The sequence below is a fragment of the Pseudodesulfovibrio thermohalotolerans genome, from assembly GCF_021353295.2.
Taxonomy (GTDB): Bacteria; Desulfobacterota; Desulfovibrionia; order Desulfovibrionales; family Desulfovibrionaceae; genus Pseudodesulfovibrio; species Pseudodesulfovibrio thermohalotolerans.
In genome coordinates this window covers 641,569-662,768 of sequence record NZ_CP120635.1, presented here as the reverse complement: position 1 = coordinate 662,768, position 21,200 = coordinate 641,569, and the positions used below count along the sequence as shown (strand labels likewise).

The following is a 21,200-nucleotide window of genomic DNA, read 5'->3' as shown; positions in this document are numbered from 1 at the left end:
TGTACCGATTTTTTCACATCGGACATAAAAAGCCCCGGCTTCGATCCGAAGTCGGGGTCATGACCGTCAAAAAACGGGGGCACGCCTCCTATTCCGGGGCGTCCTCTTTCCGGGGATGGGGGTCGGCCACGGTCAGGGGCTCAAAGGCCTTTGTCTGGGGCGAGTAGCTCAATAACTGACCGGACTTCATTTCGAAGTACCAGCCGTGCAGGGAAAGAGTTCCCTCATCGAGCCGCTCCTTGATCCAGGGAAAGGTCATGAGATTCTGGACGGACCGCAGGATGCCCGCCATCTCGCAGGCGGTGCAGGACTTCTTGCTCACCTCGCCGAAATGGTCCACGACCTCGTCGCGCACCGGGGACATGACCGACAGCCACTTGAACAGGAACTCGGTGTGCCGCACCGCGTCGTCGTGCATCAGGGCGTCGATGCCGCCGCACAGGCTGTGGCCGAGGACGATGATGTTGTCCACCTTGAGGACCTTGACCGCGTACTCGATAGCCGAGGACACGCCGTGGAAACCCGTGTCGCACTCGTAGGGCGGCACGATGTTGGCCACGTTGCGGATCACGAATATCTCGCCCGGCTCGCATTGCATGATGAACGACGGGTCGGTGCGCGAGTCGCTGCACGCGATGACCATGGTGGTGGGATTCTGCCCTTTGCAAAGGTGCTCGAACGGAGCGTCCTCGCGACAGAAGTACTCGTTTCGGAAATTTCGAAAGCCGGCAATGAACTTCTGGATATCCTTCATGGGATGCAAGACCTCGCTGGTATGGACGGCGAACCTGGGCCACGCCTTCAGTTCCACTAGATGATTTCCCGCCGGGATGCAACGCGCTTCATTTCTTTTTTAACCGTCTAACGCGATATCTGTTCGACATGACGGATGAAAACGGCTAGACGAATTTGTTGACCCGAGGCAGCGATCCCGCGCCCACGGTCCGTTCGGGAAACGGCCTCCCCGGCGAACCGGCTTCCCCGCGCAGGCCGAAACGACCAGGACAATCATGCCGTATCCCGAAGGTTTTCTGAAAAACCGCTCCACATACGAACCCGGCAAATACGCGGTCATCACCACTGAAGGCCGGGTCTTCAACGTGATTCCCGGCATCGAAGGCTGCGCCCTCTCCATTCTGGCGTCGCCCAAGCTCGGGGCGAATTTCGTGCAGATCGTCGGCACGGTCTCCACCGAAGGCAAAACGACCATGCCTTACGGCCGGGCCGAAGGCGTCGAATCATTCCTTTTCGTCATGGACGGCGAAGGAACCCTGAACGCAGAGGTGGACGGCCGGACCGAAACCCTGACGGCGGGCGGCTACGTCTACGCGCCCCCGGGCAAGGGCGTGAGCTTCGCCTCGGCGGGCGACGCGCCGGTCACCATTCTTCTCTACAAGCAACGCTTCGTCCCCCATCCCGACCCGGCCGTAAAAAGGCCGTGGTTCGTCACCGGGTCAATCCGGGACATAGCGGAACAACGCTACGATTCCATGGACAACGTCTTCGTCCGCGACCTGCTGCCCACTGACCAGGCCTTCGACATGAACTTCCACACCCTGGCCTTCCTGCCCGGCGGGTGCCACCCCTTCGTGGAAACCCATGTCCAGGAACACGGCATGTACATCTATCAGGGCGAGGGGCTTTACCTCCTGGACGAGCAATGGCTGCCCGTGGAATCGGGCGACTTCATCTGGATCGCGCCCTTCTGCAAGCAGGCGTGCTACGGCATCGGCCGCGAACGCATGGAGTACATCTACTCCAAGGATTGCCATCGGGACGAGGCCATCTAGCTGTCTCAACTACACTTTTCGCCGCACGACGCAACCCGCGCCGTGCGGCGTCTTGGCATCCGCAGGAGAGAAAAAGGCACCCGGCCCCCTTTACTGGACCGCCCATGCATTGTAGTGGGTCCGACAAAGAACCAGTGCAAAAATGGGGACACACCATGGAAGCTGCCATCCGCCGTATCGCCTGCGTCGCCTCGGAAACGCCCACCGCACGGGAACGATTCGCCATCCTGAAGGACCGCTATCCGCTGGTCCCCGTCGACCAGGCCGACGCCCTGGTGACCCTCGGCGGAGACGGGTTCATGCTCCGGGCCATGCACGAATTCATGGACCTCGACCTGCCCTTCTACGGCATGAACTGCGGGACCATCGGCTTTCTGCTCAACCAGTTCGCCCCGGACAACCTCCTCGAACGGATCAACGCGGCCCAGGAACATCTCCTCAGCCCGCTGGCCATGACCGCCACCGACGTCCGGGGAGAGCGCGTCTCGGCCCTGGCCTACAATGAGGTGGCCATGCTGCGCATCTCCCAGCAATCCGCCCACATACGGCTGTTCATCAACGGCCGCGAGCGGCTGGACAATTTGGTCTGCGACGGGATCATGCTCGCCACCCCCGCCGGCAGCACGGCCTACAACCTCTCCGCCCACGGCCCGATCATCCCCCTCGGCTCCAACGTCCTGGCCCTGACCCCGATCTGCCCCTTCCGGCCCCGCCGCTGGAACGGCGCCCTGCTCCCCAACACCGCGGACGTGGAGTTCGAGATTCTCACCCCCGACAGGCGGCCGGTGAGCGCCACGGCGGATTTCCTCGAAATTCGCGACGTGGCCCACATCCTGGTCCACGAAGACCACACGCGCCCGGCGCGCATCCTTTTCGCCCCGGACCACTCCCTGGAGGAGCGCATCTTCAACGAGCAGTTCGTCCACTGATCCGGCCCCGATTCGCCGAGGGTGGACAACTCCGGCGATTCCGTTCAGACTGGCTCACCACATGGAACCGGCCCGGCCGCCGCGAACCGCCGCTTAACCGGCACCCGACACCGACATGCAACCGAACGGCAATTACCGCACCTTCGCAGCCGTCCTGACCGGCGGACTCTTCACCACCCTTGGCGTGGGGCTGTTCGCCTTCACCATCCCGCTTCTCAGCCTGGACGAACGGGTCAGCGGGGCATGGCTCGGCACGGCGTTCGCCGCCTACTACCTGGCCAAGCTTCTGGCCTCGCCCCTGGCGGGCATGGCCGCCGACAGATTCGGCCCCAAGCCGGTCCTGATCCTGGCCACCTCGGCCGGATGCCTCATCCCCCTGACCTATTTCACGGCTCCCGGCCTGACCTCCCTGTACATCGTCCAGGCCGCCATGGGCCTGGTCTCCGGCCTGATCCGCCCCGTGGGACTGGCCGCCCTCGGAGGCTCGGCCTCGGGTCCGGCCCTGTCCCGCCGCTTCGCGGCCAACGCGGCCCTGTTCAACGCGGCCTCCTTTGCGGGACCGATCATCGGCAGCCTGCTCTACACCACCGGCGTCATGGGGCCCGTCCTCATCGGCCTGTCGGTCTGCCTGGGCCTGGCCCTGGCGGCCACCCTCCTGCTCATGCCGGAGGATGCGGCCACCAGCCTCGCTCCGCACCCGGCCGAATCGGCCAATCCCAGCCCGCCGAGGCACCGAGGGAAAGGCGCGGCCCTGCTCCTGGCCATCGGCGGCCGCAGCCTGGGCATCGGCCTGACCACGGCCTTTTACCCCATCGTCCTGGCCGACGTCCTCGGACGGCACGGGCCTGTCGCCGCGGCAACCTTCGCCGCGCCGGGATTGGCCACCTTCCTCGGGCTGCTGATAACCGGACGTCTCACCAACAAGAACCCCGACATGGACCGCGTGGTCCTGGGCATGTTCCTCAGCGCGGGCGGACTGTACGCCCTCGGCGAGTGCCGCGCCCTCTGGCAATTCATCACCTTCGGCGTGATCCTCGGACTCGGCGCGGCCCTGTCCATCCCGGCGTCCATGTTTTTCGCCTCCACCCTGAGCCGCCGCCAGGGAGCGGTCTTCGGCGCGGCCAACCTCGCCTCGGGGCTGGGCTTTCTCCTCGGACCGCTGCTGGGCGGATTCGCGGTCCACACCCTGCACTCCCCGGCTCCGGCCCTCAAGGCGGCGGCGGTCATCGGCGCGCTGTCCTGCCTGCCGCTGCTGTTCCACATCTTCCGCGACCAGTTCCACTGGGGCCGGGGCATGGCCTGGACCTCCACGGGAATCGCGGCAACACTGCTCGGGCTGCTCCTCGTCCAGGCCCTCTCCCCGGACTTCCACCCCGACGACCGGGACAAGGACCTCTACCGCTTCACGGACGTGGCCATGGGCACCGTGGTCAAGCTGACCATCGAAGCCCCGAGCCGCAAATCCGCCTCCCTTGCCGCCCGCCGAACCATGACCGCCATGCGGGCCTTGCAACAGGACCTCGATCACCGCAACCCGCGCGGCTCCATCGGACGCATCAACCGGGCGGCGGGAAGCTCCTGGGTCAAGACAACGCCAAGGGCCTTCGCCCTGCTCGACCGCGCCCTCAAGTTCAGCGCGGCCACGGACGGGGCCTTTGACCCCACGGTCGGCGCCCTGACCACCTCGCCTTTCTACTACGCCATGGATGAATCCGTGGCCCGGGCCAAATCCGGGCTGGTTGACTACCGCATGGTCCTCATGGACCCGCCGGGCAATCGGGTGCGGCTCAAAAAGAAGGGCATGGCACTGGACCTCGGCGGCATCGCCAAGGGGTCCATCGTGGACGCGGCCGTGGCCCTGCTCAAAAAGCACGGCGTGCCGTCCGGCATTGTCGAGGCCGGAGGCGACTTCCGCTGCTTCGGAGACCGCGACTGGAACATCGGCATCCGCCACCCGCGCAACTCCGCCGTGTTCCAAACCATCCCCATCCGCGACAAGGGCGTATGCGGCTCGGGCGACTACCAGCAGTTCGTCACCCCGGATAAAAAGGGCGGCCCCATCACACGCCATCATATCATCGACCCCTCAACCATGGACTCGGCTCACGAATCCATCGGCGTGACGGTCGTTGCCAACACGGCGGAACTGGCCGACGCCCTGGCCACCACCCTGTTCATCATGGGACCGGCCAAGGGCACGGCTTTCCTCAAGAAATACTCCCCCGACAGCGCGTGCATCTGGTTCCTGCCCGACGGCACCGTGTCCTATACCGACAATTTTCCGCAATAAACACGCCCGCCCGGCGTATCGGTATCCTATTTGCTAGACTTGAGGCATGAAGTCATGTCTCATTAGCGAAATAGCATATAATTCAAAGATGTTGCCTGTACAGTCGACAACATCTCTCCGCTTTTCCCCTTGCCCGATAGGCGGATTTCCGCCTATTGCTGTCGTATGGACTGAAACAGAAGCGTCCGCCTTCGCGGCGGGCACAGGGACAGACAAGGCATGAAAGGCTTCAACGAGACGCGATTCAACTCCCCTACGATGGTCCTGGGCATCTTCCTGCTCATCGGCCTGCCGTTCATCGTCGGCCTGCTGGTGCAGTACGACGATCTCCAGGACCTGAAACAGGTCTCCGACGAACGGCTGACCCTGTACGAGATGACGCTCGATTCCGAGCTGCGCAAGTACGAGTACCTGCCCTACCTCATCTCCGAAAACGGCATGGTCACCACCTTCCTGAACCAGGGCGGAGAAGGCGTGCCCATCAACCGCTTCCTCAAACGGGTGAACACCATCGCCGAGTCGTCCGTGGTCTACATCATCGGCACCGACGGCATCGTCAAGGCGGCCAGCAACTGGGACCGCCCCAACGCCTTCATCGGCCTGGACCTCGGCTTCCGTCCCTACTTCAAGGACGCCATGGCCGATCGCCAGGGAACGTTCTTCGGCGTGGGCATCACCAGGGGCGAACCCGGCATCTACATTTCCCATCCCATCAAGGACGGGAGCCGGATCATCGGCGTGGCCGTCGCCAAAATCGCTCTCTCCCCCCTGGAACATCTCTGGAAGGAGGGCGGCGAGACCCTGCTCGTCACCGACTCCAACGGGGTCATCGTCCTGACCAGCCGCCCCAGTTGGAAATACATGACCCTGACGCCGCTCGACGCGGGCATGATCCGGGAAATCCACGCCCGCGAGCACTACCCCAAATATCAGCTCAAGCATCTGCCCTGGCGCTCCAGAACCCGCTTCGGTTTTGTGCAGGAAACGACCATCGGGGCCGAACGGTTCCTCCTGAACACCCGGGGCATTCCGGGAACGGATTGGAAAATCAGTTACCTGACGCCCCAGGGTCCGCTCTGGGAACGGACGCTGGGCGTCTCGCTGACCACGTTCGTCGTCCTCGGCCTGGCCGTGCTGAGCCGCCTTTTCCTCCGGGAACGCAGGCAACGGCAGATATCCCGGCAACAAGCCGTCGAGGCCAACCACATCCGGGACATCAACCGCAAACTGGCCCAGGAGATTGAGGAGCGCAAACGCACCGAGCACGAACTGCGCGCGGCCCAGGAGGAGCTCGTCCAGGCGGGCAAGCTGGCCGCCCTCGGCGAGATGGCCACGGCCATCGCCCACGAGCTCAACCAGCCTATCGCGGCCACCAAGACCTACATCGCCAGTTGCAGGCTGATGCTCAGGCGCAACAAGCTGGACGACCTTGATCCCACCCTCATCAAGGTCTCGGAGCTGGGCAACCGCATGGCCAAGGTCACCGGGCAGCTCAAGTCCTTTGCCCGGCGGACCACGGACAAGAACATCGAGTTCGACCTCCGCCAGGCCATCAAGGAGGCGCTCAACCTGATGAAGCACCAGTTCCGGGTCGAAAACTGCGACCTCAAGCTTTCCATGCCCGGCCAGCCCGTCCATGTCCGGGGCGACCGGATGCGCATGGAACAGGTCCTCATCAATCTTTTCCGAAACGGACTGGACGCATTGCAGGAGACCCCTTCCCCGCTCATCGGCGTGCGACTGAGCGTGGAAGGGGACAAGGCCACCATCCACGTCTGGGACAACGGCCCCGGAATCGCCAAGGAAGTCGGCAAGAAAATATTCGAGCCGTTCGTGACCACCAAGAAGGAAGGCATCGGCGTAGGGCTGGGCCTGTCCATCTCCTACAAGATCGTCAAGGAAATGAAGGGAGACTTCAAGGTGGCCAACCGCGACCCGCGCGGAGCCGAATTCTTTGTTCACCTGCCTTTGTCCAAGCCGAAACAGGATGACAACAGATCATGAAAAAAATCATATTGGTAGATGACGAGCAGTCGGTTCGGGACTCCGCACGGCAATGGCTGGAGCTGTCGGACTTCGAAGTCATGGACTACGCCGACGCGCGCGTGGCCCTCAGGGACATCACGCCCGACTACGCCGGCATCGTCATCACCGACGTCAAGATGCCCGGCCTGGACGGGCTCGCCTTCCAGAAGGAGATCGCGGCCATCGACGAACACATCCCCGTGGTCCTGTTCACCGGGCACGGCGACATCGCCATGGCCGTCGAGGCCATCCGGGGCGGAGCCTACGACTTTGTGGAAAAACCCTTCGAGCCCGAACAGATCGTTGAGACCATCAAGCGCGCCCTGGAAAAACGCCGCCTGGTTTTGGAAAACCGCCAGCTCAAGATGGCCCTGTCCGAATGCGAGGGCATCGATTCCCGTCTGGTGGGCACCAGCCAGCCCATGCGCGAGCTCAAGAAGGAGATCACCCACATCGCCCCCACCAGGGCCAACGTGCTCATCTTCGGCGAAACCGGCACCGGCAAGGAGGTCATCGCCAGGGCCATCCACAACCTCTCCCTGTTGAACAAGGGGCCGTACATGGCCCTGAACTGCGCGACCATCCCGGTCGACATGGCGGAGAGCGAGCTGTTCGGCCACGTCAGCGGCGCGTTCACCGGCGCACAGGGCAAACGCATTGGCAAGCTCGAAGCGGCCAACAGCGGGACCCTGTTCCTGGACGAACTCAACTCCATGCCTCTGGACGTCCAGGGCAAGTTGCTGCGCGCCCTGGAAATGCGCGAAATCACCCCGCTTGGCGCGAATTCGCCCCGCGCCGTGAACTTTCGGCTGATTTCCGCCATGAACGAAAACCCGCGCACGGCCATCGACGAAGGACGCCTGCGCGAGGACCTCTACTTCCGCATCAACACGGTGGAGGTGAACGTCCCGCCCCTGCGCGAACGCATGGACGACATCCCCCTGCTTTTTTCCTTCTTCCTGGAAAGAATGGCCGACACGTACGGCATGGCCGCCGCTCCGCTGGAACCAGACGGGCTCCCCCTGATGATGAGCCACGACTGGCCCGGCAACATCCGCGAGCTCAAGAGCGTGGCCGAACGCTACATTCTGTCGCCGCTCCCGGCCAAGGAGCGGATCGCCAAGATCATAGCGACCAAGACCGGCGACAACGCCTCCCAGGCCGTCAGCCTCCGTGAGCAGGTGTCCCTCTTCGAACGGCACCTGATCCAGGAATCGCTGAACCGCAACGGCGGCGTCATCAAGGACGTCATCGACGACCTCGGCATTCCCCGCCGCACCCTCAACGAAAAAATGACCAAATACGGACTGAAACGGTCCGAATAACTATCGGCGGATTCTTGCCGATCGCATCCCCCCTGATCGGCAAGAATCCGCTTACCCCCTTCCTCGCATCCTGTTATATCACTGAATTTACACGGTTTTCACATCGTGCCCTTCTGGCATAGCTGTTGCTTTTCTTAAAACGTTGCGATCCATATCCGATGTAAGAGGAGGTTCCCAAGAGGATCTCAGCAACCGCATCGATCCCAGGAAAAGGCGAAAGCATCCGGCCTCGGATGCGGACAAGGCCGGAACCGGGAGCGATTCGGTTCGAAAGGCAGGGGTTCATTCCATTTCGTATCAATCCAGAACAACAGGTGAAGAATGATGAAAACCTTTACGACATCCGTCCCAGGCGTGTCCCTCACCGATGCAGCCCTTGACTGGCTGCAGATGCTGACGGGAGCGAGCCTGATCCTGTTCATGTGGTGTCACATGCTGCTCGTGTCCTCGGTGGTCATATCGCCGAGCGTCATGAACGCCATTGCGGGCTTCTTCGAAGCCACCTACATGGCCCAGGTCGGCGGCCCGCTTATCTTCCTGACCTTCCTGGTCCACTTCGCCCTGGCCGCGCGCAAGATTCCCTTCCGCGCCGAGGGACAGGGCACCATCTGGGCCCATGCGAAGATGCTCAAGCACCGCGACACGTGGCTGTGGGTCGTCCAGGCCGTAACCGCCATGATCATCCTGATCCTGGGCGCCATCCACATGTGGGTTGTGCTCAACGACCTGCCCATCACCGCCGCCAAGTCCGCCGCGCGGATGCAGCACTTCTGGTGGTTCCTTTTCTACATGATCCTCCTTCCCAGCGTGGAACTTCACGTCAGCGTCGGCTTCTACCGCATCGCCGTGAAGTGGGGTTTCGTGAAATCCGATCAGCGGAAGGGCTTCAAGCGCTTCGAGACGACCCTGTTCACCATCTTCATGGTCATCGGCGTCATCACCCTCATCCGCTTCGTAACGTTAGGCTAGTGAGGTGAACTCCATGCAGACATATTATTCCGACCTCCTCGTCATCGGCGCCGGCCTGTCCGGTGAGCGCGTGGCCTGCGAGGCCGCCCAGAACGGTTTCAAGGCCACCTGCCTGTCCATCGTGCCCGCCCGACGCTCCCACTCCTCGGCCGCCCAGGGCGGTATGCAGGCAGCTCTCGGCAACTGCGCCAAGGGCGAGGGCGACAACACGGACGTCCACTTCATCGACACCGTCAAAGGCTCCGACTGGGGATGCGACCAGGAAGTCGCCCGCCTTTTCGCCGACGCCGCGCCCATCGAGATGCGCCGCCTGGCCCATTGGGGCGTGCCCTGGAACCGCGTCGTGCCCGGCCAGTCCTTCTACTTCAAGGGCGGCGAAAAGTTCGAAAAATACGAGAAGGAAGAAAACGAGGGCCTGATTACCGCCCGTTCCTTCGGCGGCACGGCCAAGTGGCGCACCTGCTACACTTCGGACGGCACCGGCCACGCGGTCATGTGCACCATGGACAACCGCTGCGCCGAGCTGGGCATCGACGTCTTCGACAAGAAGGAAGCCATCTCCCTCATCCATGACGGCGACAAGTGCATGGGCGCGGTGGTCCGCTGCCTGCGCACCGGCCAACTGGAAGTCTTCCTGGCCAAGGCGACCGCCATCTGCACCGGCGGTTTCGGCCGCATCTACAAGGCCACCACCAACGCGGTCATCTGCGACGGCGGCGGTCACATCATCGCCCACGAAACCGGCGTCGTGCCCATCGGCAACCCGGAATCCATCCAGTTCCACCCCACCGGCATCGTGCCCACCGACATCCTCGTCACCGAGGGCTGCCGCGGTGACGGCGGAACCCTGCTCGACGTCAACGAAGAGCGGTTCATGCACATCTACGAGCCGGAAAAGGCCGAGCTGGCCTCCCGCGACGTGGTCTCCCGCCGGATGACCGAACACATGCGGGCGGGCAAGGGCGTGAAGTCCCCCTATGGCGAGCACCTCTGGCTCGACATCCGCCACCTGGGCGACAAGCACATCTCCACCAAGCTCCGCGAAGTCGACGAAATCTGCCATCACTTCCTGGGCGTGGACCCGCGCGTGGAACTCATCCCCGTGCGCCCGACCCAGCACTACACCATGGCCGGCATCCGGACCAACAAGGACGGCGCGGTCTACGGTCTCAAGGGCTTGTACTCCGCGGGCGAAGCGGCCTGCTGGGACATGCACGGCTTCAACAGGCTGGGCGGCAACTCCCTGGCCGAAACCGTGGTCGCGGGCGGCATCATCGGCGCCAAGGTCGTCGAGTTCCTGAAGGGCTACGAGACCACCTTCGACACCAAGGCCATCAACGCCGAGGTCAAGCGCCAGGAAGAACGCATCCACGACGTCATCCACGGCCGCAACGGCAAGCTGAACGTCTACCAGGTGCGCAACGAGATGCAGGAAGCGCTCATGAAGGGCTGCTTCGTCTTCCGCAACAAGGAAGGCCTTGAGGAATGTGTCACCACCCTGCAGGGAACCATGGAAAAGGCCCGCAAGGTCGGCCTGGTCTCCGACGGCGTTGGCGCCAACCACGAACTGGCCGCCGCCCTCAAGCTCGAAGGACAGGTCCGGCTGGCCATGTGCATCGCCCATGCGGCCCTGATGCGCACCGAATCCCGAGGCTCCCACAACCGCGAGGACTTCCCCGAACGCAATGACGCCGAATGGCTCAACCGCACCCTGGCCTACTGGCCCGAAGGCGCGGACATGCCCGAGCTCAAGTACGAGGACACCACCCCGCTGTTCGAGCTGCCTCCGGGCGACCGCGGTTACGGCGGCGGCAAGATTATCCCGGCTGACGAAAAGTACGTGAAGGAGCGCACCGTCAAGAGCCCCGTCACCGAAATCGGCAAGAAGAAGTAACCCGGTTCAAGAAAGGAATACATCATGGGTAGACAACTTAAATTCGAAATATTCCGGTATAATCCCGAGAAGAAGGGCGATGTTCCGCACATGCAGGAGTACATCCTGGACGAGACGCCGAACATGACCCTGTTCATCGCCCTGAACCGGCTGCGCGAGGAGCAGGACCCGAGCCTGATCTTCGACTTCTGTTGCCGGGCGGGCATCTGCGGCGCCTGCGCCATGGTCATCAACGGCCGTCCCGGCCTGGCTTGCCAGACCAAGACCAAGGACCAGCCCGGGCACATCATCCTGCACCCCCTGCCGGTCTTCAAGCTCGTGGGCGACCTGTCCGTGGACACCGGCGTCTGGTTCCGGGACATGTACGCCAAGACCGAATCCTGGGTGCATACCAAAAAAGTCTTCGACCCCGCCAAGGAAGAGGAGCGCATGGACAACTCCGTGGCCGAGCAGATCTACGAGCTCGAACGCTGCATTGAGTGCGGCTGCTGCATCGCGGCCTGCGGAACCGCCCGCCTGCGCGACGATTTCATGGGGGCCGCGGCTCTGAACCGCATCGCCCGCTTCGTGGTGGACCCCCGCGACGAACGCACGGACGAGCAGTACTTCGAGGTTATCGGCAACGACAACGGCATCTTCGGCTGCATGGGCCTCCTGGCCTGCGAGGACGTCTGTCCCAAGGGGTTGCCCCTGCAGAACCAGCTCGGCTTCCTGCGCCGCAAGATGGGCATCACCGCAATGAAGCAGATATTCAGGAAGAAGTAACATGCGTACCATTCAGACCAGCGAAATCATCGACGCCGTCGCCAAGATGTGCGTCAGCGCCAACACCGAGCTGCCCGCCGACGTGCGCAACAAGCTCGAACTGGCCATGGCAGAGGAAACCAGCCCTTCCGCCAAGGAAGTGCTTCGCCAGCTCCTGGAAAACGCGGATCTGGCACACAACACCAAACTGCCCCTGTGTCAGGACACCGGCCTCGCCGTCTTCTTCGTGGAAGTGGGCGACGACGTGCGCATCGAGGGCGGCAACCTGCGTGAAGCCATCAACGAAGGCACCCGCAGGGGCTACAAGGACGGCTTCCTGCGCAAGTCCGCCTGTGATCCGCTCTCCCGCGCCAACACCGGCGACGGCACTCCGGCCATCATCCACTTCGACTTCGTGCCCGGCGACAAGCTCAAGATCTCGTTCATGGCCAAGGGCGGCGGAGCCGAGAACATGTCCCGCGTGACCATGCTCGCCCCGGCCCAGGGCTGGGAAGGCATCAAGAAGTTCGTGGTCAACCGCGTGGCCGAGGCAGGCCCCAACCCCTGCCCGCCCACTGTCATCGGCGTGGGCGTAGGCGGAACCTTCGAACACGCCGCCAAGATCGCCAAGCGCGGACTCCTGCGCAAACTGGACGACACTCATCCCGATCCGGACATCGCGGCCAAGGAAAAGGAACTCGTAGACGCCATCAACGCGCTCGGCATCGGCCCCATGGGATTGGGCGGAAAGACCACCGTGCTCGGCGTCAAGATCACCATGGAACCGTGCCACCTGGCGAGCCTGCCCTTGGCAGTCAACGTGCAGTGCCACTCCCAGCGGCATGAGGAGGTCATACTGTAATGGCTGAATACAAGCTGAACACCCCGTTGACCGATGAAGACATCGCCCAACTCAAGGCGGGCGACGTGGTCTTCCTGACCGGGACCATCTACTCCGCGCGCGATGCGGCCCACAAGAAGCTCGTGGACCTGCTCGACGCGGGCAAGGAACTGCCCTTCAAGCTCGAAGGCGCGGCCATCTACTACGTCGGTCCTTCCCCGGCGCCTCCGGGCCGTCCCATCGGCGCCGCCGGTCCGACCACCAGCTACCGCATGGATTCCTACGCCCCGCGCCTCTACTCCCTGGGGCTCAAGGCCACCATCGGCAAAGGCAAGCGCGACGAGGCCACCCGCAAGGCCATGCAGGACTACACCGCCGTCTACTTCGGCGCCACCGGCGGCGCGGGCGCCCTGTTGTCCAACTCCATCGTGGAGTCAAACGTCATCGCCTTCGAGGAACTCGGCCCCGAGGCCATCCGCGAAATGAAGGTCGAGGACTTCCCCCTGCTCGTCATCAACGATTCCCACGGCGGCGAATTATACGCCGTGCCCGACCGCAAGGCCGCGGGCATCGAATAACGCAAACCACCACAAGGAGACTGAAATGGCATTATTCACCAAACAGGAAGCCCTGGACTATCATTCCATCGGCAGGAAGGGAAAGGTCGAGGTCGTCCCGGTCAAGCCGTGCAAGAATCAGAAGCATCTGTCCATGGCCTACAGCCCCGGCGTCGCCGAAGCGTGCATGGCCATCCATGCCGATCCCGAACTGGCCTACGAGTACACCGGCCGCGGCAACCTGGTCGCGGTGGTCTCCAACGGCACCGCCGTGCTCGGCCTGGGCAACATCGGTCCCCTGGCGGGCAAGCCCGTCATGGAGGGCAAGGGCGTTCTGTTCAAGGTCTTCGGCGATGTGGACGTCTACGACATCAACCTCGACGTGACCGACCCCGACAAGCTCTGCGACGTGGTCAAGGCCCTGGAGCCCACCTTCGGCGGCATCAACCTCGAAGACATCAAGGCTCCCGAATGCTTCTACATCGAAGAGAAGCTGAAAAAGGAAATGAACATCCCGGTCTTCCATGACGATCAGCACGGCACGGCCATCGTTACCGCCGCCGGCATGATGAACGCCCTCGAAATCTCCGGCAAGGACCCGGCGGAAATGCGCGTGGTCATCTCCGGCGCGGGCGCGGCCGCCATCGCCTGCACCAACCTGTATCGCAACATGGGCGTCAAGTTCGAAAACATCGCCATGTTCGATTCCAAGGGACACATCAACAAGTCCCGCACCGACCTGAACGAGTTCAAGCAGCAGTACGCCACCGAGAAGGCCTACGGCTCCCTGGCCGAAGCCATGGTCGGCGCGGACTGCTTCCTCGGCCTGTCCAAGGCCGGCGTTGTCTCCAAGGAAATGGTCAAGTCCATGTCCGACAACTGCCCGATCATCTTCGCCTGCGCCAACCCCAACCCGGAGATATCCTACGACGACGCCAAGGAAGCCCGCCCCGACTGCATCATGGGCACCGGCCGTTCCGACTTCCCCAACCAGGTGAATAACGTCCTCGGCTTCCCGTTCATCTTCCGCGGGGCGTTGGACTGCGGCGCGACCGCTATCACCGAAGGCATGAAGCTGGCAGCCGCTCAGGCCCTGGCCGACCTGGCCAAGACCGAGGCTCCGAAATACGTCTGCGAGGCGTTCGGCGTGGACAAGCTGGAATTCGGCACGGACTACGTCATCCCCAAGGCGCTGGACCTGCGGCTCATCGAGTACGTCTCCGTGGCCGTGGCCAAGGCCGCCATGGAGGAAGGCGTGGCCCGCAAGCCGCTCGACCTGGAAGAGTACAAGGCTTCCCTCGGCAAGCGCATCGCCGACTCCAGTCAGCGAATCAACGCATTCGTCGACACCTATCATCTCGGAATATAAAATAAATACGGGCGGGGCCAAGGCCCCGCCCGGCATTTATCCTCAGCGCCGCTGGGGTTGCGGTCCTTTCCGAGATGAAAAGAACTATTATTGAGGAGTGTAAAATGTCTGATCAGGCTAAATCCAACAAAGGCAAACAAATAGGGTTCTTTCTCGGGCCCATTGTGTTCGTCGCGATGCTGCTCATCCCGGCTCCCGAAGGCATGAAGCTGGAGGCTTGGCGCGTTGCGGCGGTCACCGCCCTGATGGCTATCTGGTGGATCACTGAAGCAATCCCCATTCCGGCCACCTCGCTGCTGCCCATCGCGATGTTCCCCCTGCTGGGCGTTATGAAATCCTCGGCCTCCACCGCGCCGTATGCAAACCACCTGATTTATCTGTTCATGGGCGGCTTCTTCCTGGCCGTGACCATGGAACGGTGGAACCTGCATCGCCGCGTGGCCCTGTACACCATCAAGGCCATCGGAACCAGTCCGGCCCGAATGATAATGGGCTTCATGGTCGCCACTGCGTTCCTGTCCATGTGGGTGTCCAACACCGCCACGGCCATGATGATGGTGCCCATCGGGCTGGCCGTCATCCAGCAGGCCACGGGCTACGACTCCGATCACCTGCGCGACAGCAGCAACAACGTCGGTCCCGAATTCAACTTCGGCCGCGGCCTGATGCTCGGTATCGCCTACGCGGCCTCCATCGGCGGCGTGGCGACCATCATCGGCACCCCGCCCAACACCGTCATGGTGGGCATGGTCGAAAAAATGTTCGGCGTGCAGATCGGCTTCGGCCAGTGGATGCTCTTCGGCGTTCCGCTGTCCGTTGTCACCCTGGCCGTGGCCTGGTTCCTGCTCTGCAAGTTCCTGTACCCCACTGGCGGCATGAAACTGGCGGGCGGCGCCAAGATCATTGACGACGAAGTAAAAAAACTCGGCCCCATGACCAGCCAAGAAAAGAAAATCGTCGTCGTGGGCTGCTTCGTGGCCACCTTCTGGCTGGCGCGCGGCTTCCTGGCCAAATCTTCCTTCGTGCTCGGCATCATGCCCCACTTCAAGTACATCGGCGACGCCACAATCGGTATCCTCGGCGCACTGATTCTGTTCGCGATCCCGGTGGACTTCAAGAAGGGCAAGTTCCTTCTGGATTGGAAAACCGCGGTCAAGATTCCCTGGGATGTCATCCTGCTCTTCGGCGGCGGTCTCGCCATCGCCAACGGTTTCGCCAAGACCGGCCTGGCGGCCTACATCGCCAGCCAGCTCGGCGCGCTCGAAGGCACCAGCATGGTCGTCTTCGTCGGCGCGGTGGTCCTGATTATCATCTTCCTGACGGAGATCACCTCGAACACCGCCACCGCCACCCTGCTCGTGCCCATCATGGGCTCCGCGGCAATCGCCATGGGCGTGCATCCGTACACAACCATCATCGGCGCCTGCGTGGCGGCCTCCTTCGCCTTCATGCTCCCGGTGGCCACCCCGCCGAACGCCGTCGTATTCGGCAGCGGATGCGTGACCATCAAACAGATGGCCAAGACAGGCGTATGGCTCAACCTGGTAGGAACGATCCTGATTACAGCCTTCGTGGTTTACATCCTCCCGTCCCTCTGGGGCATCGACCTCGGCGTCGTGCCGGAATGGGCGGTCATACCCAAGTAACGATACAATCCCTGCGGGCGGCTCCGGCCGCCCGCAGACAAAATAAATCATTTATATACAACAACATGGAGCTGCCGTACCCTCGCGGCGGAGAGGAAAGATGCGTTCAAAATCGAAGATATTTCCCGTCCTTGCGGCGACCATAGTGCTCCTGGCGGTGGCCATCATCGGATACGTCCGATCGGGCCAGACGCAGCCGATGCCAGTGCGCATCCTGTTCGAGAACAACGGGGGGAAGGTGCTCTTCTCCCACCTGGTTCACCACAGGGACTACCAGATCGAATGCTCCCGCTGTCACCACGACAAGGCGCAACCGATCGTTTCCCCACAGGACGAAGCCCTGGCCTGCGGCTCCTGCCATCCCAACGACTTCGACGACACTTTCGTGAACGACCACATGGACTCCTTCCCCAACGAGTCCTACTGCGTGCGCTGCCATCACGTGGAGTACGACTCCGTGCGCTTCGATCATGAGGCGCACACCGACTACGCCTCGGACTGCTACGACTGTCATCACGGCCAGGACATCGAGCCGGAACCGCAGAAGTGCAACAACTGCCATACGGAAAAGAGCACGGACAAGCTCCTGTCCATGCGCGAGGCCGGGCACCAAAGCTGCGGCCAATGCCACGAGGACATGTTCGACAAGGGACTTTCCAGTTGCAAGTCCTGCCACATCCCCAAGGACATGACCGACTACAAGGGCGATTTCTCGGCCTGCACCCAGTGCCACGAGTCAGAGACCAGGGAGCTGGTCCTGCCCCGCATGAACGCTTTCCACGACCAGTGCATGTCCTGTCACGAGGAGATGGGCGCAGGTCCCTACGGCCCCGACAACTGCAAACAATGCCACATCAGCAGGTAGGCGGAATATGAATACCCGATCGACACACACCGCCACGGCGGAGCTGACCCTGAACCGCCACTGTCCCCTGGTCACCTGCGGCCAGAAGATCGAACGCGGCGAACGCATCGCCACCGCGTCCGACCCGGGCATGGGCGACATCCACGCCCCGTTCCCGGGGTCCGTGGAACACGTGGACCCGTACCGCATCCGCATCGCCCGCGAGGGCGGCGAGACCGTGGACCCGGCCATCCTCCACGACCTGGGCGGCCAGGAGCTTCTCGCGCGGCTGCGGGAGCTCGGCGCGGACCTTCCAGCCCGCGAACAGGTGGACATTCTCATTCTCAACGGCGTGGACGAGGAGCCCGGCCTGCTTTCCAGGCGGACGCTGCTGGCCGAAAAGCTCGAAACCCTGCGCACCGGAGCATCGGCCCTGGTCCGGGGATACAAGCCAGCGGAGGTCACCCTGGCCGTTCCCGGCGGCGTGAAGGAATCCCTGCCCGACATCGCCGTCAAGGTCGTCTCCGATCAATATCCCCAGGGGCTTGATCCCCTGGTGGCCAAAGCCGTGACCGGCCAGGAGGCTCCGGACAACACCCTGGTGGTGGGGCTGGAAACGGTCTTCCACGCCGGGATGGTCATGGAAACGGGGCTGCCTGTCATGGAGACCATGGTCACGGTGGACAATTCGGCCCGGCTCATCAGCCTGGGCTCTCCCGTGGGCGAAATCCTGACCAGCGACGGCCTGACCATCCACGATGGCGACCGCATCGTTCTGGGCGGCGTGCTCCGGGGCACGGCAGCAGCTTCGCCCAGCCAGGGCGTGGACCGCGCCACCACCGCCGTGAGCCTGATCCGCAATCCGACTCCGGTGGCCATGGACGCGGCCTGCGTGGGCTGCGGCGAGTGCGTGCGCCGGTGTCCGGCCCGCCTCGATCCGGCCATGATTACCAGCTACGCAGAATTCGGCCAGTACGAAAAGGCCGAAGCCGAAGCCGTTGATGTCTGTTTCGAATGCGGCCTGTGCGGCTTCTTCTGCATCGCCCGCCGCCCCATGCTCCAATACATCAGGCTCGCCAAGCACGAATTGGCGAAAGCCAAAGCCCAGTCCGGGGAGGAAACCCAGCCGTGAAGCCTCTCAACCCCTTTGCCCTGACCGTCTCGGTCCCGCCCCACCGCCATTGCGGCACAACGGTACGGGACCGGATGCTGACCATACTGGTGGCCATGCTGCCCGCCGCAGTCATGGCGTCCATGACCTTCGGGATGCCGGCCATCCGGGTCATGGCCCTGTCCATGGCCACGGCCGTGCTGGCCGAAATGGCCTGTGATTATTTCATGGACCGCGAAACCGACGTCAATGACTTCCACGCCTTTACCGTGGGGCTGTCCTTCGCCTTCCTGCTCCCGGCCTCCGCGCCGTGGTGGCTGGTCGCCTTCGGCAGCGCAGCCTCCATCGTGCTGGGCAAGATGGCCTTCGGCCCTCTGGGCGGCAGCCCGTTCTGCGCCCCGCTGGTCGGCTGGGCCATCTGCCGCATCTCCTGGCCCTCGTTCATGGACATCGACGCCTCCATGCTGGGCATGGACCTGACCTATCCCCTGGCCCAGCTCAAGAACTTCGGCCTGGACGCAGTGCAGATCACCGACACCCGGCAGCTCTTCCTGGGCAAGCAGCTCGGCGGCCTGGGCGCGATCCAAATCGCGGGCGTGCTCTTGGGCGGAATGCTTTTGGTCATGCGTAAACACGTCTCGTCCATCATCCCGGTGGGGGTCATCGGCGGCGTAGCCCTGACCGCCTTCCTGTTCAACTGGATCGACCCGTCGATGTATGCCTCCCCGGCCTTCCATCTGCTGACCGGGTCCACCCTGTTCGGAGCGTTCTTCCTGGCCACGGACGGACCGTCCAGCCCCAACCGGCAGATCCCCATGCTGCTCTTCGGCCTTCTGGTCGGAGCGCTCATCGTCATCATCCGGATTTACGGGATCTACCCGGACGGCGTGCCCTTCGCCATCCTGCTGGCCAACCTGTTCACCCCGGCGCTCGAACGCATCCGGCCCAAGCCGTTCGGAAGGAGATAGGCCATGAAGGAAATGATGAAAATGATGATCGTCCTGTCGCTCATCTGCGGCATCGCGGGCATCACCCTGGCCGCGCTCAAGCAGGTCACGGCCCCGATCATCGAGGAACAGGTCCTGACCTATGTGCAGGCCCCGGCCATCCAGTCGGTCCTGAGCGACTACGACAACGACCCCATCAAGGACCGCCGGAAGTTCGAAGTGGACGGCCGGACCGTGATCGTGTTCCCGGCCCTCAAGGACGGACGGCTCATCGGGCTGGCTTTCGAGACCTCGGGCAAGGGATACGGCGGGAACATCGGCGTCATGGTCGGATTCGACGTCGACGCCGCGACCCTTACCGGCATAGGCATCACCACTCTCAAGGAAACTCCGGGCCTGGGCGCGCGCGTGGCCGAGCACGGATACACCACCCAATTCAGGGGCCACTCCCTGGATAGCGTGGACCTGAAGAAGAACGGCGGCGACATCGAAGCTGTGGCCGGGGCGACCATCTCCTCCAACGGCACCGTGTCCGCGGTCCGCGAGGCCATCGCCATCTTCAACGCCCTGAAGGGCAAACTCGCCGGCGGCTGGTCGTAAGCCCTGCCCGGATTCGGAGTCGAACATGAACAGATTGTGGAAGGAATTCTCAAAGGGACTGTGGAAGGACCTGCCCCCGTTCAAGCTGGTGCTCGGCCTCTGCCCGGTCCTGGCCGTGACCAACACGGCGAACAACGGGCTCGGCATGGGCATGGCCGTGGTCTTTGTCCTGACCCTGTCCAACCTGATGGTCTCCCTGCTCAGAAAAATCATCCCGGCCAAGGTGCGCATCGCCTGCTTCATCGTGGTGGCCGCGTCCCTGGTGGTGGCCGTCGAGCTGCTCATGCAGGCGTTCGCCTACCCGCTGTACCAGCAGCTCGGCATCTTCGTGCCGCTCATCGTGGTCAACTGCATCATCCTGGGCCGGGCCGAGGCATTCGCCTCCAAGAACCCGCCGCTTCTGTCCATGGCCGACGGCCTGGGCATGGGGCTCGGCTTCACCATGTCGCTGACCTTCCTGGGGGCCCTGCGCGAGTTGCTCGGCACGGGCATGGTCTTCGGGGTCAACGTGGCCTGGGACGGGTTCCAGCCTATCGGCATCATGGTCAAGGCTCCCGGCGCATTCGTCTCGCTGGGCGTGCTGCTGGCCATCATGACCTTCGTTGAAAACGTCCGGCGCAAGCGCAGGGGACTAGCCGCGGTCCAGGGTCCGACCCACGACTGCGGCTCCTGCGGCGGCTGCGGACAGAAGAACTGCTAAGATTTCGAGGAAACGACCATGCAGGAATACTTCCTTCTTTTTATCGGGGCGATGTTCGTCAACAACATCGTTCTGGCCCAATACCTGGGCAACTGCCCCTTCATCGGCACCTCCAAGGAGACGTCCGTGGCCGTGGGCATGGGCGGAGCCGTGGTCTTCGTGGCCGTCATGGCCGCAGCCATCACCTGGCTGGTCCAGGAGTTCGTCCTGGCCCCATTCGGTCTGGGCTTCCTCCAAACCCTGGCCTTCATCCTGGTCATCGCATCGCTGGTCCAGTTCGTGGAAATGTTTCTCAAGAAGATGGTCCCGCCGCTCTACAAGTCGCTGGGCATCTTCCTGCCGCTCATCACCACCAACTGCGCGGTCATGGGTATCGCGCTGATCTGCCAACGCGAGGAATTCGGCTTCTTCAAGACGATAATGTTCTCGCTGGCGTCCGGGCTCGGCTTCATGCTCGCCCTGGTGCTTCTGGCGGGCATCCGCGAACGGCTGTCCGTACGGCGGCTGCCCATCGCCATGCGCGGCACGCCCATCGGCCTCATCATGGCCGGGCTCATGTCCCTGGCCTTCTTCGCCTTCCAGGGAATGATCTAACCGACAACGACACGGAACGGGACGG

The 21,200-nt window shown here is 63.0% G+C and carries 19 protein-coding genes; 18 read left to right on the top strand and 1 reads right to left on the bottom strand.

The window, feature by feature from the left end:
• Positions 1 to 88: 88 nt before the first annotated feature.
• On the bottom strand, positions 89 to 811 hold the full coding sequence (locus tag LF599_RS03020; protein WP_319023429.1) for a carbonic anhydrase: 723 nt from the start codon (positions 809 to 811) through the stop codon (positions 89 to 91).
• Between the two features lie 199 nt (positions 812 to 1,010).
• Between LF599_RS03020 and allE the strand changes: the two genes are divergently transcribed.
• The 18 genes from allE to LF599_RS02930 all read left to right on the top strand — a co-directional run bounded on the left by allE (position 1,011) and on the right by LF599_RS02930 (position 21,175).
• On the top strand, positions 1,011 to 1,790 hold the full coding sequence (gene allE / locus LF599_RS03015) for a (S)-ureidoglycine aminohydrolase (RefSeq protein WP_279522238.1): 780 nt from the start codon (positions 1,011 to 1,013) through the stop codon (positions 1,788 to 1,790).
• Positions 1,791 to 1,945: 155 nt separating this feature from the next.
• Positions 1,946 to 2,719 (top strand): NAD kinase, encoded by a 774-nt coding sequence (locus LF599_RS03010; RefSeq protein WP_269942783.1) that lies wholly within the window; start codon positions 1,946 to 1,948, stop codon positions 2,717 to 2,719.
• A gap of 115 nt (positions 2,720 to 2,834) precedes the next feature.
• Complete coding sequence (locus tag LF599_RS03005) at positions 2,835 to 5,009, top strand: MFS transporter (protein ID WP_279522237.1); 2,175 nt, start codon at positions 2,835 to 2,837, stop codon at positions 5,007 to 5,009.
• Positions 5,010 to 5,228: 219 nt separating this feature from the next.
• A complete protein-coding gene (locus tag LF599_RS03000) occupies positions 5,229 to 7,013 on the top strand; it encodes a sensor histidine kinase (protein WP_279522236.1) in 1,785 nt (594 codons plus the stop codon).
• The gene (locus tag LF599_RS02995; protein WP_279522235.1) at positions 7,010 to 8,359 is read left to right on the top strand and encodes a sigma-54-dependent transcriptional regulator; all 1,350 of its coding nucleotides are present in this window, start codon (positions 7,010 to 7,012) and stop codon (positions 8,357 to 8,359) included. Before LF599_RS03000 ends, LF599_RS02995 begins: the two co-directional genes overlap by 4 nt.
• Before the next feature lie 324 nt (positions 8,360 to 8,683).
• A complete protein-coding gene (locus LF599_RS02990) occupies positions 8,684 to 9,328 on the top strand; it encodes a succinate dehydrogenase/fumarate reductase cytochrome b subunit (protein WP_269942879.1) in 645 nt (214 codons plus the stop codon).
• Between the two features lie 13 nt (positions 9,329 to 9,341).
• On the top strand, positions 9,342 to 11,222 hold the full coding sequence (locus LF599_RS02985) for a fumarate reductase flavoprotein subunit (protein WP_279522234.1): 1,881 nt from the start codon (positions 9,342 to 9,344) through the stop codon (positions 11,220 to 11,222).
• 24 nt (positions 11,223 to 11,246) lie between these two features.
• Positions 11,247 to 11,987 (top strand): fumarate reductase iron-sulfur subunit, encoded by a 741-nt coding sequence (locus LF599_RS02980; protein ID WP_272701391.1) that lies wholly within the window; start codon positions 11,247 to 11,249, stop codon positions 11,985 to 11,987.
• A 1-nt stretch (position 11,988) separates the two neighbouring features.
• A complete protein-coding gene (locus LF599_RS02975; protein ID WP_269942777.1) occupies positions 11,989 to 12,828 on the top strand; it encodes a fumarate hydratase in 840 nt (279 codons plus the stop codon).
• The gene (locus LF599_RS02970; protein ID WP_279522233.1) at positions 12,828 to 13,385 is read left to right on the top strand and encodes a Fe-S-containing hydro-lyase; all 558 of its coding nucleotides are present in this window, start codon (positions 12,828 to 12,830) and stop codon (positions 13,383 to 13,385) included. Before LF599_RS02975 ends, LF599_RS02970 begins: the two co-directional genes overlap by 1 nt.
• A 25-nt stretch (positions 13,386 to 13,410) precedes the next feature.
• Entirely contained in the window at positions 13,411 to 14,733 is a 1,323-nt protein-coding gene (locus LF599_RS02965) for a malic enzyme-like NAD(P)-binding protein (protein ID WP_279522232.1), read from the top strand.
• Positions 14,734 to 14,837: 104 nt separating this feature from the next.
• Positions 14,838 to 16,379, top strand: coding sequence for an SLC13 family permease (locus tag LF599_RS02960; RefSeq protein WP_279522231.1), 1,542 nt, complete (start codon positions 14,838 to 14,840; stop codon positions 16,377 to 16,379).
• Positions 16,380 to 16,479: 100 nt separating this feature from the next.
• Entirely contained in the window at positions 16,480 to 17,244 is a 765-nt protein-coding gene (locus LF599_RS02955) for a cytochrome c3 family protein (protein ID WP_279522230.1), read from the top strand.
• Between the two features lie 7 nt (positions 17,245 to 17,251).
• Entirely contained in the window at positions 17,252 to 18,355 is a 1,104-nt protein-coding gene (locus tag LF599_RS02950; RefSeq protein ID WP_279522229.1) for a 4Fe-4S dicluster domain-containing protein, read from the top strand.
• Positions 18,352 to 19,302 carry an RnfABCDGE type electron transport complex subunit D gene (locus tag LF599_RS02945; protein ID WP_269942878.1) on the top strand — a complete coding sequence of 317 codons (951 nt, stop codon included), beginning with the start codon at positions 18,352 to 18,354 and terminating at the stop codon, positions 19,300 to 19,302. Before LF599_RS02950 ends, LF599_RS02945 begins: the two co-directional genes overlap by 4 nt.
• Positions 19,303 to 19,305: 3 nt before the next feature.
• Positions 19,306 to 19,881: an RnfABCDGE type electron transport complex subunit G gene (gene rnfG, locus LF599_RS02940; protein WP_279522228.1), complete on the top strand. Its 576-nt coding sequence runs from the start codon at positions 19,306 to 19,308 to the stop codon at positions 19,879 to 19,881.
• Positions 19,882 to 19,906: 25 nt separating this feature from the next.
• A complete protein-coding gene (locus LF599_RS02935) occupies positions 19,907 to 20,581 on the top strand; it encodes an electron transport complex subunit E (RefSeq protein WP_279522227.1) in 675 nt (224 codons plus the stop codon).
• Positions 20,582 to 20,599: 18 nt separating this feature from the next.
• A complete protein-coding gene (locus tag LF599_RS02930) occupies positions 20,600 to 21,175 on the top strand; it encodes an electron transport complex protein RnfA (RefSeq protein WP_269942773.1) in 576 nt (191 codons plus the stop codon).
• The last annotated feature ends 25 nt before the right edge of the window (positions 21,176 to 21,200 follow it).

Excerpts from the sequence above, each read along its gene's own strand:
- LF599_RS02965 (WP_279522232.1), top strand. The coding sequence starts at position 13,411 with ATGGCATTATTCACCAAACAGGAAGCCCTGGACTATCATTCCATCGGC.
- LF599_RS02955 (WP_279522230.1), top strand. The coding sequence starts at position 16,480 with ATGCGTTCAAAATCGAAGATATTTCCCGTCCTTGCGGCGACCATAGTG.
- LF599_RS02935 (WP_279522227.1), top strand. The coding sequence starts at position 19,907 with ATGAACAGATTGTGGAAGGAATTCTCAAAGGGACTGTGGAAGGACCTG.
- LF599_RS02980 (WP_272701391.1), top strand. The coding sequence starts at position 11,247 with ATGGGTAGACAACTTAAATTCGAAATATTCCGGTATAATCCCGAGAAG.
- LF599_RS02975 (WP_269942777.1), top strand. The coding sequence starts at position 11,989 with ATGCGTACCATTCAGACCAGCGAAATCATCGACGCCGTCGCCAAGATG.
- LF599_RS03000 (WP_279522236.1), top strand. The coding sequence starts at position 5,229 with ATGAAAGGCTTCAACGAGACGCGATTCAACTCCCCTACGATGGTCCTG.
- LF599_RS03010 (WP_269942783.1), top strand. The coding sequence starts at position 1,946 with ATGGAAGCTGCCATCCGCCGTATCGCCTGCGTCGCCTCGGAAACGCCC.
- LF599_RS02950 (WP_279522229.1), top strand. The coding sequence starts at position 17,252 with ATGAATACCCGATCGACACACACCGCCACGGCGGAGCTGACCCTGAAC.
- LF599_RS02995 (WP_279522235.1), top strand. The coding sequence starts at position 7,010 with ATGAAAAAAATCATATTGGTAGATGACGAGCAGTCGGTTCGGGACTCC.
- LF599_RS02970 (WP_279522233.1), top strand. The coding sequence starts at position 12,828 with ATGGCTGAATACAAGCTGAACACCCCGTTGACCGATGAAGACATCGCC.
- LF599_RS02985 (WP_279522234.1), top strand. The coding sequence starts at position 9,342 with ATGCAGACATATTATTCCGACCTCCTCGTCATCGGCGCCGGCCTGTCC.
- allE (WP_279522238.1), top strand. The coding sequence starts at position 1,011 with ATGCCGTATCCCGAAGGTTTTCTGAAAAACCGCTCCACATACGAACCC.
- LF599_RS03005 (WP_279522237.1), top strand. The coding sequence starts at position 2,835 with ATGCAACCGAACGGCAATTACCGCACCTTCGCAGCCGTCCTGACCGGC.
- LF599_RS02960 (WP_279522231.1), top strand. The coding sequence starts at position 14,838 with ATGTCTGATCAGGCTAAATCCAACAAAGGCAAACAAATAGGGTTCTTT.
- LF599_RS02990 (WP_269942879.1), top strand. The coding sequence starts at position 8,684 with ATGAAAACCTTTACGACATCCGTCCCAGGCGTGTCCCTCACCGATGCA.
- rnfG (WP_279522228.1), top strand. The coding sequence starts at position 19,306 with ATGAAGGAAATGATGAAAATGATGATCGTCCTGTCGCTCATCTGCGGC.
- LF599_RS02930 (WP_269942773.1), top strand. The coding sequence starts at position 20,600 with ATGCAGGAATACTTCCTTCTTTTTATCGGGGCGATGTTCGTCAACAAC.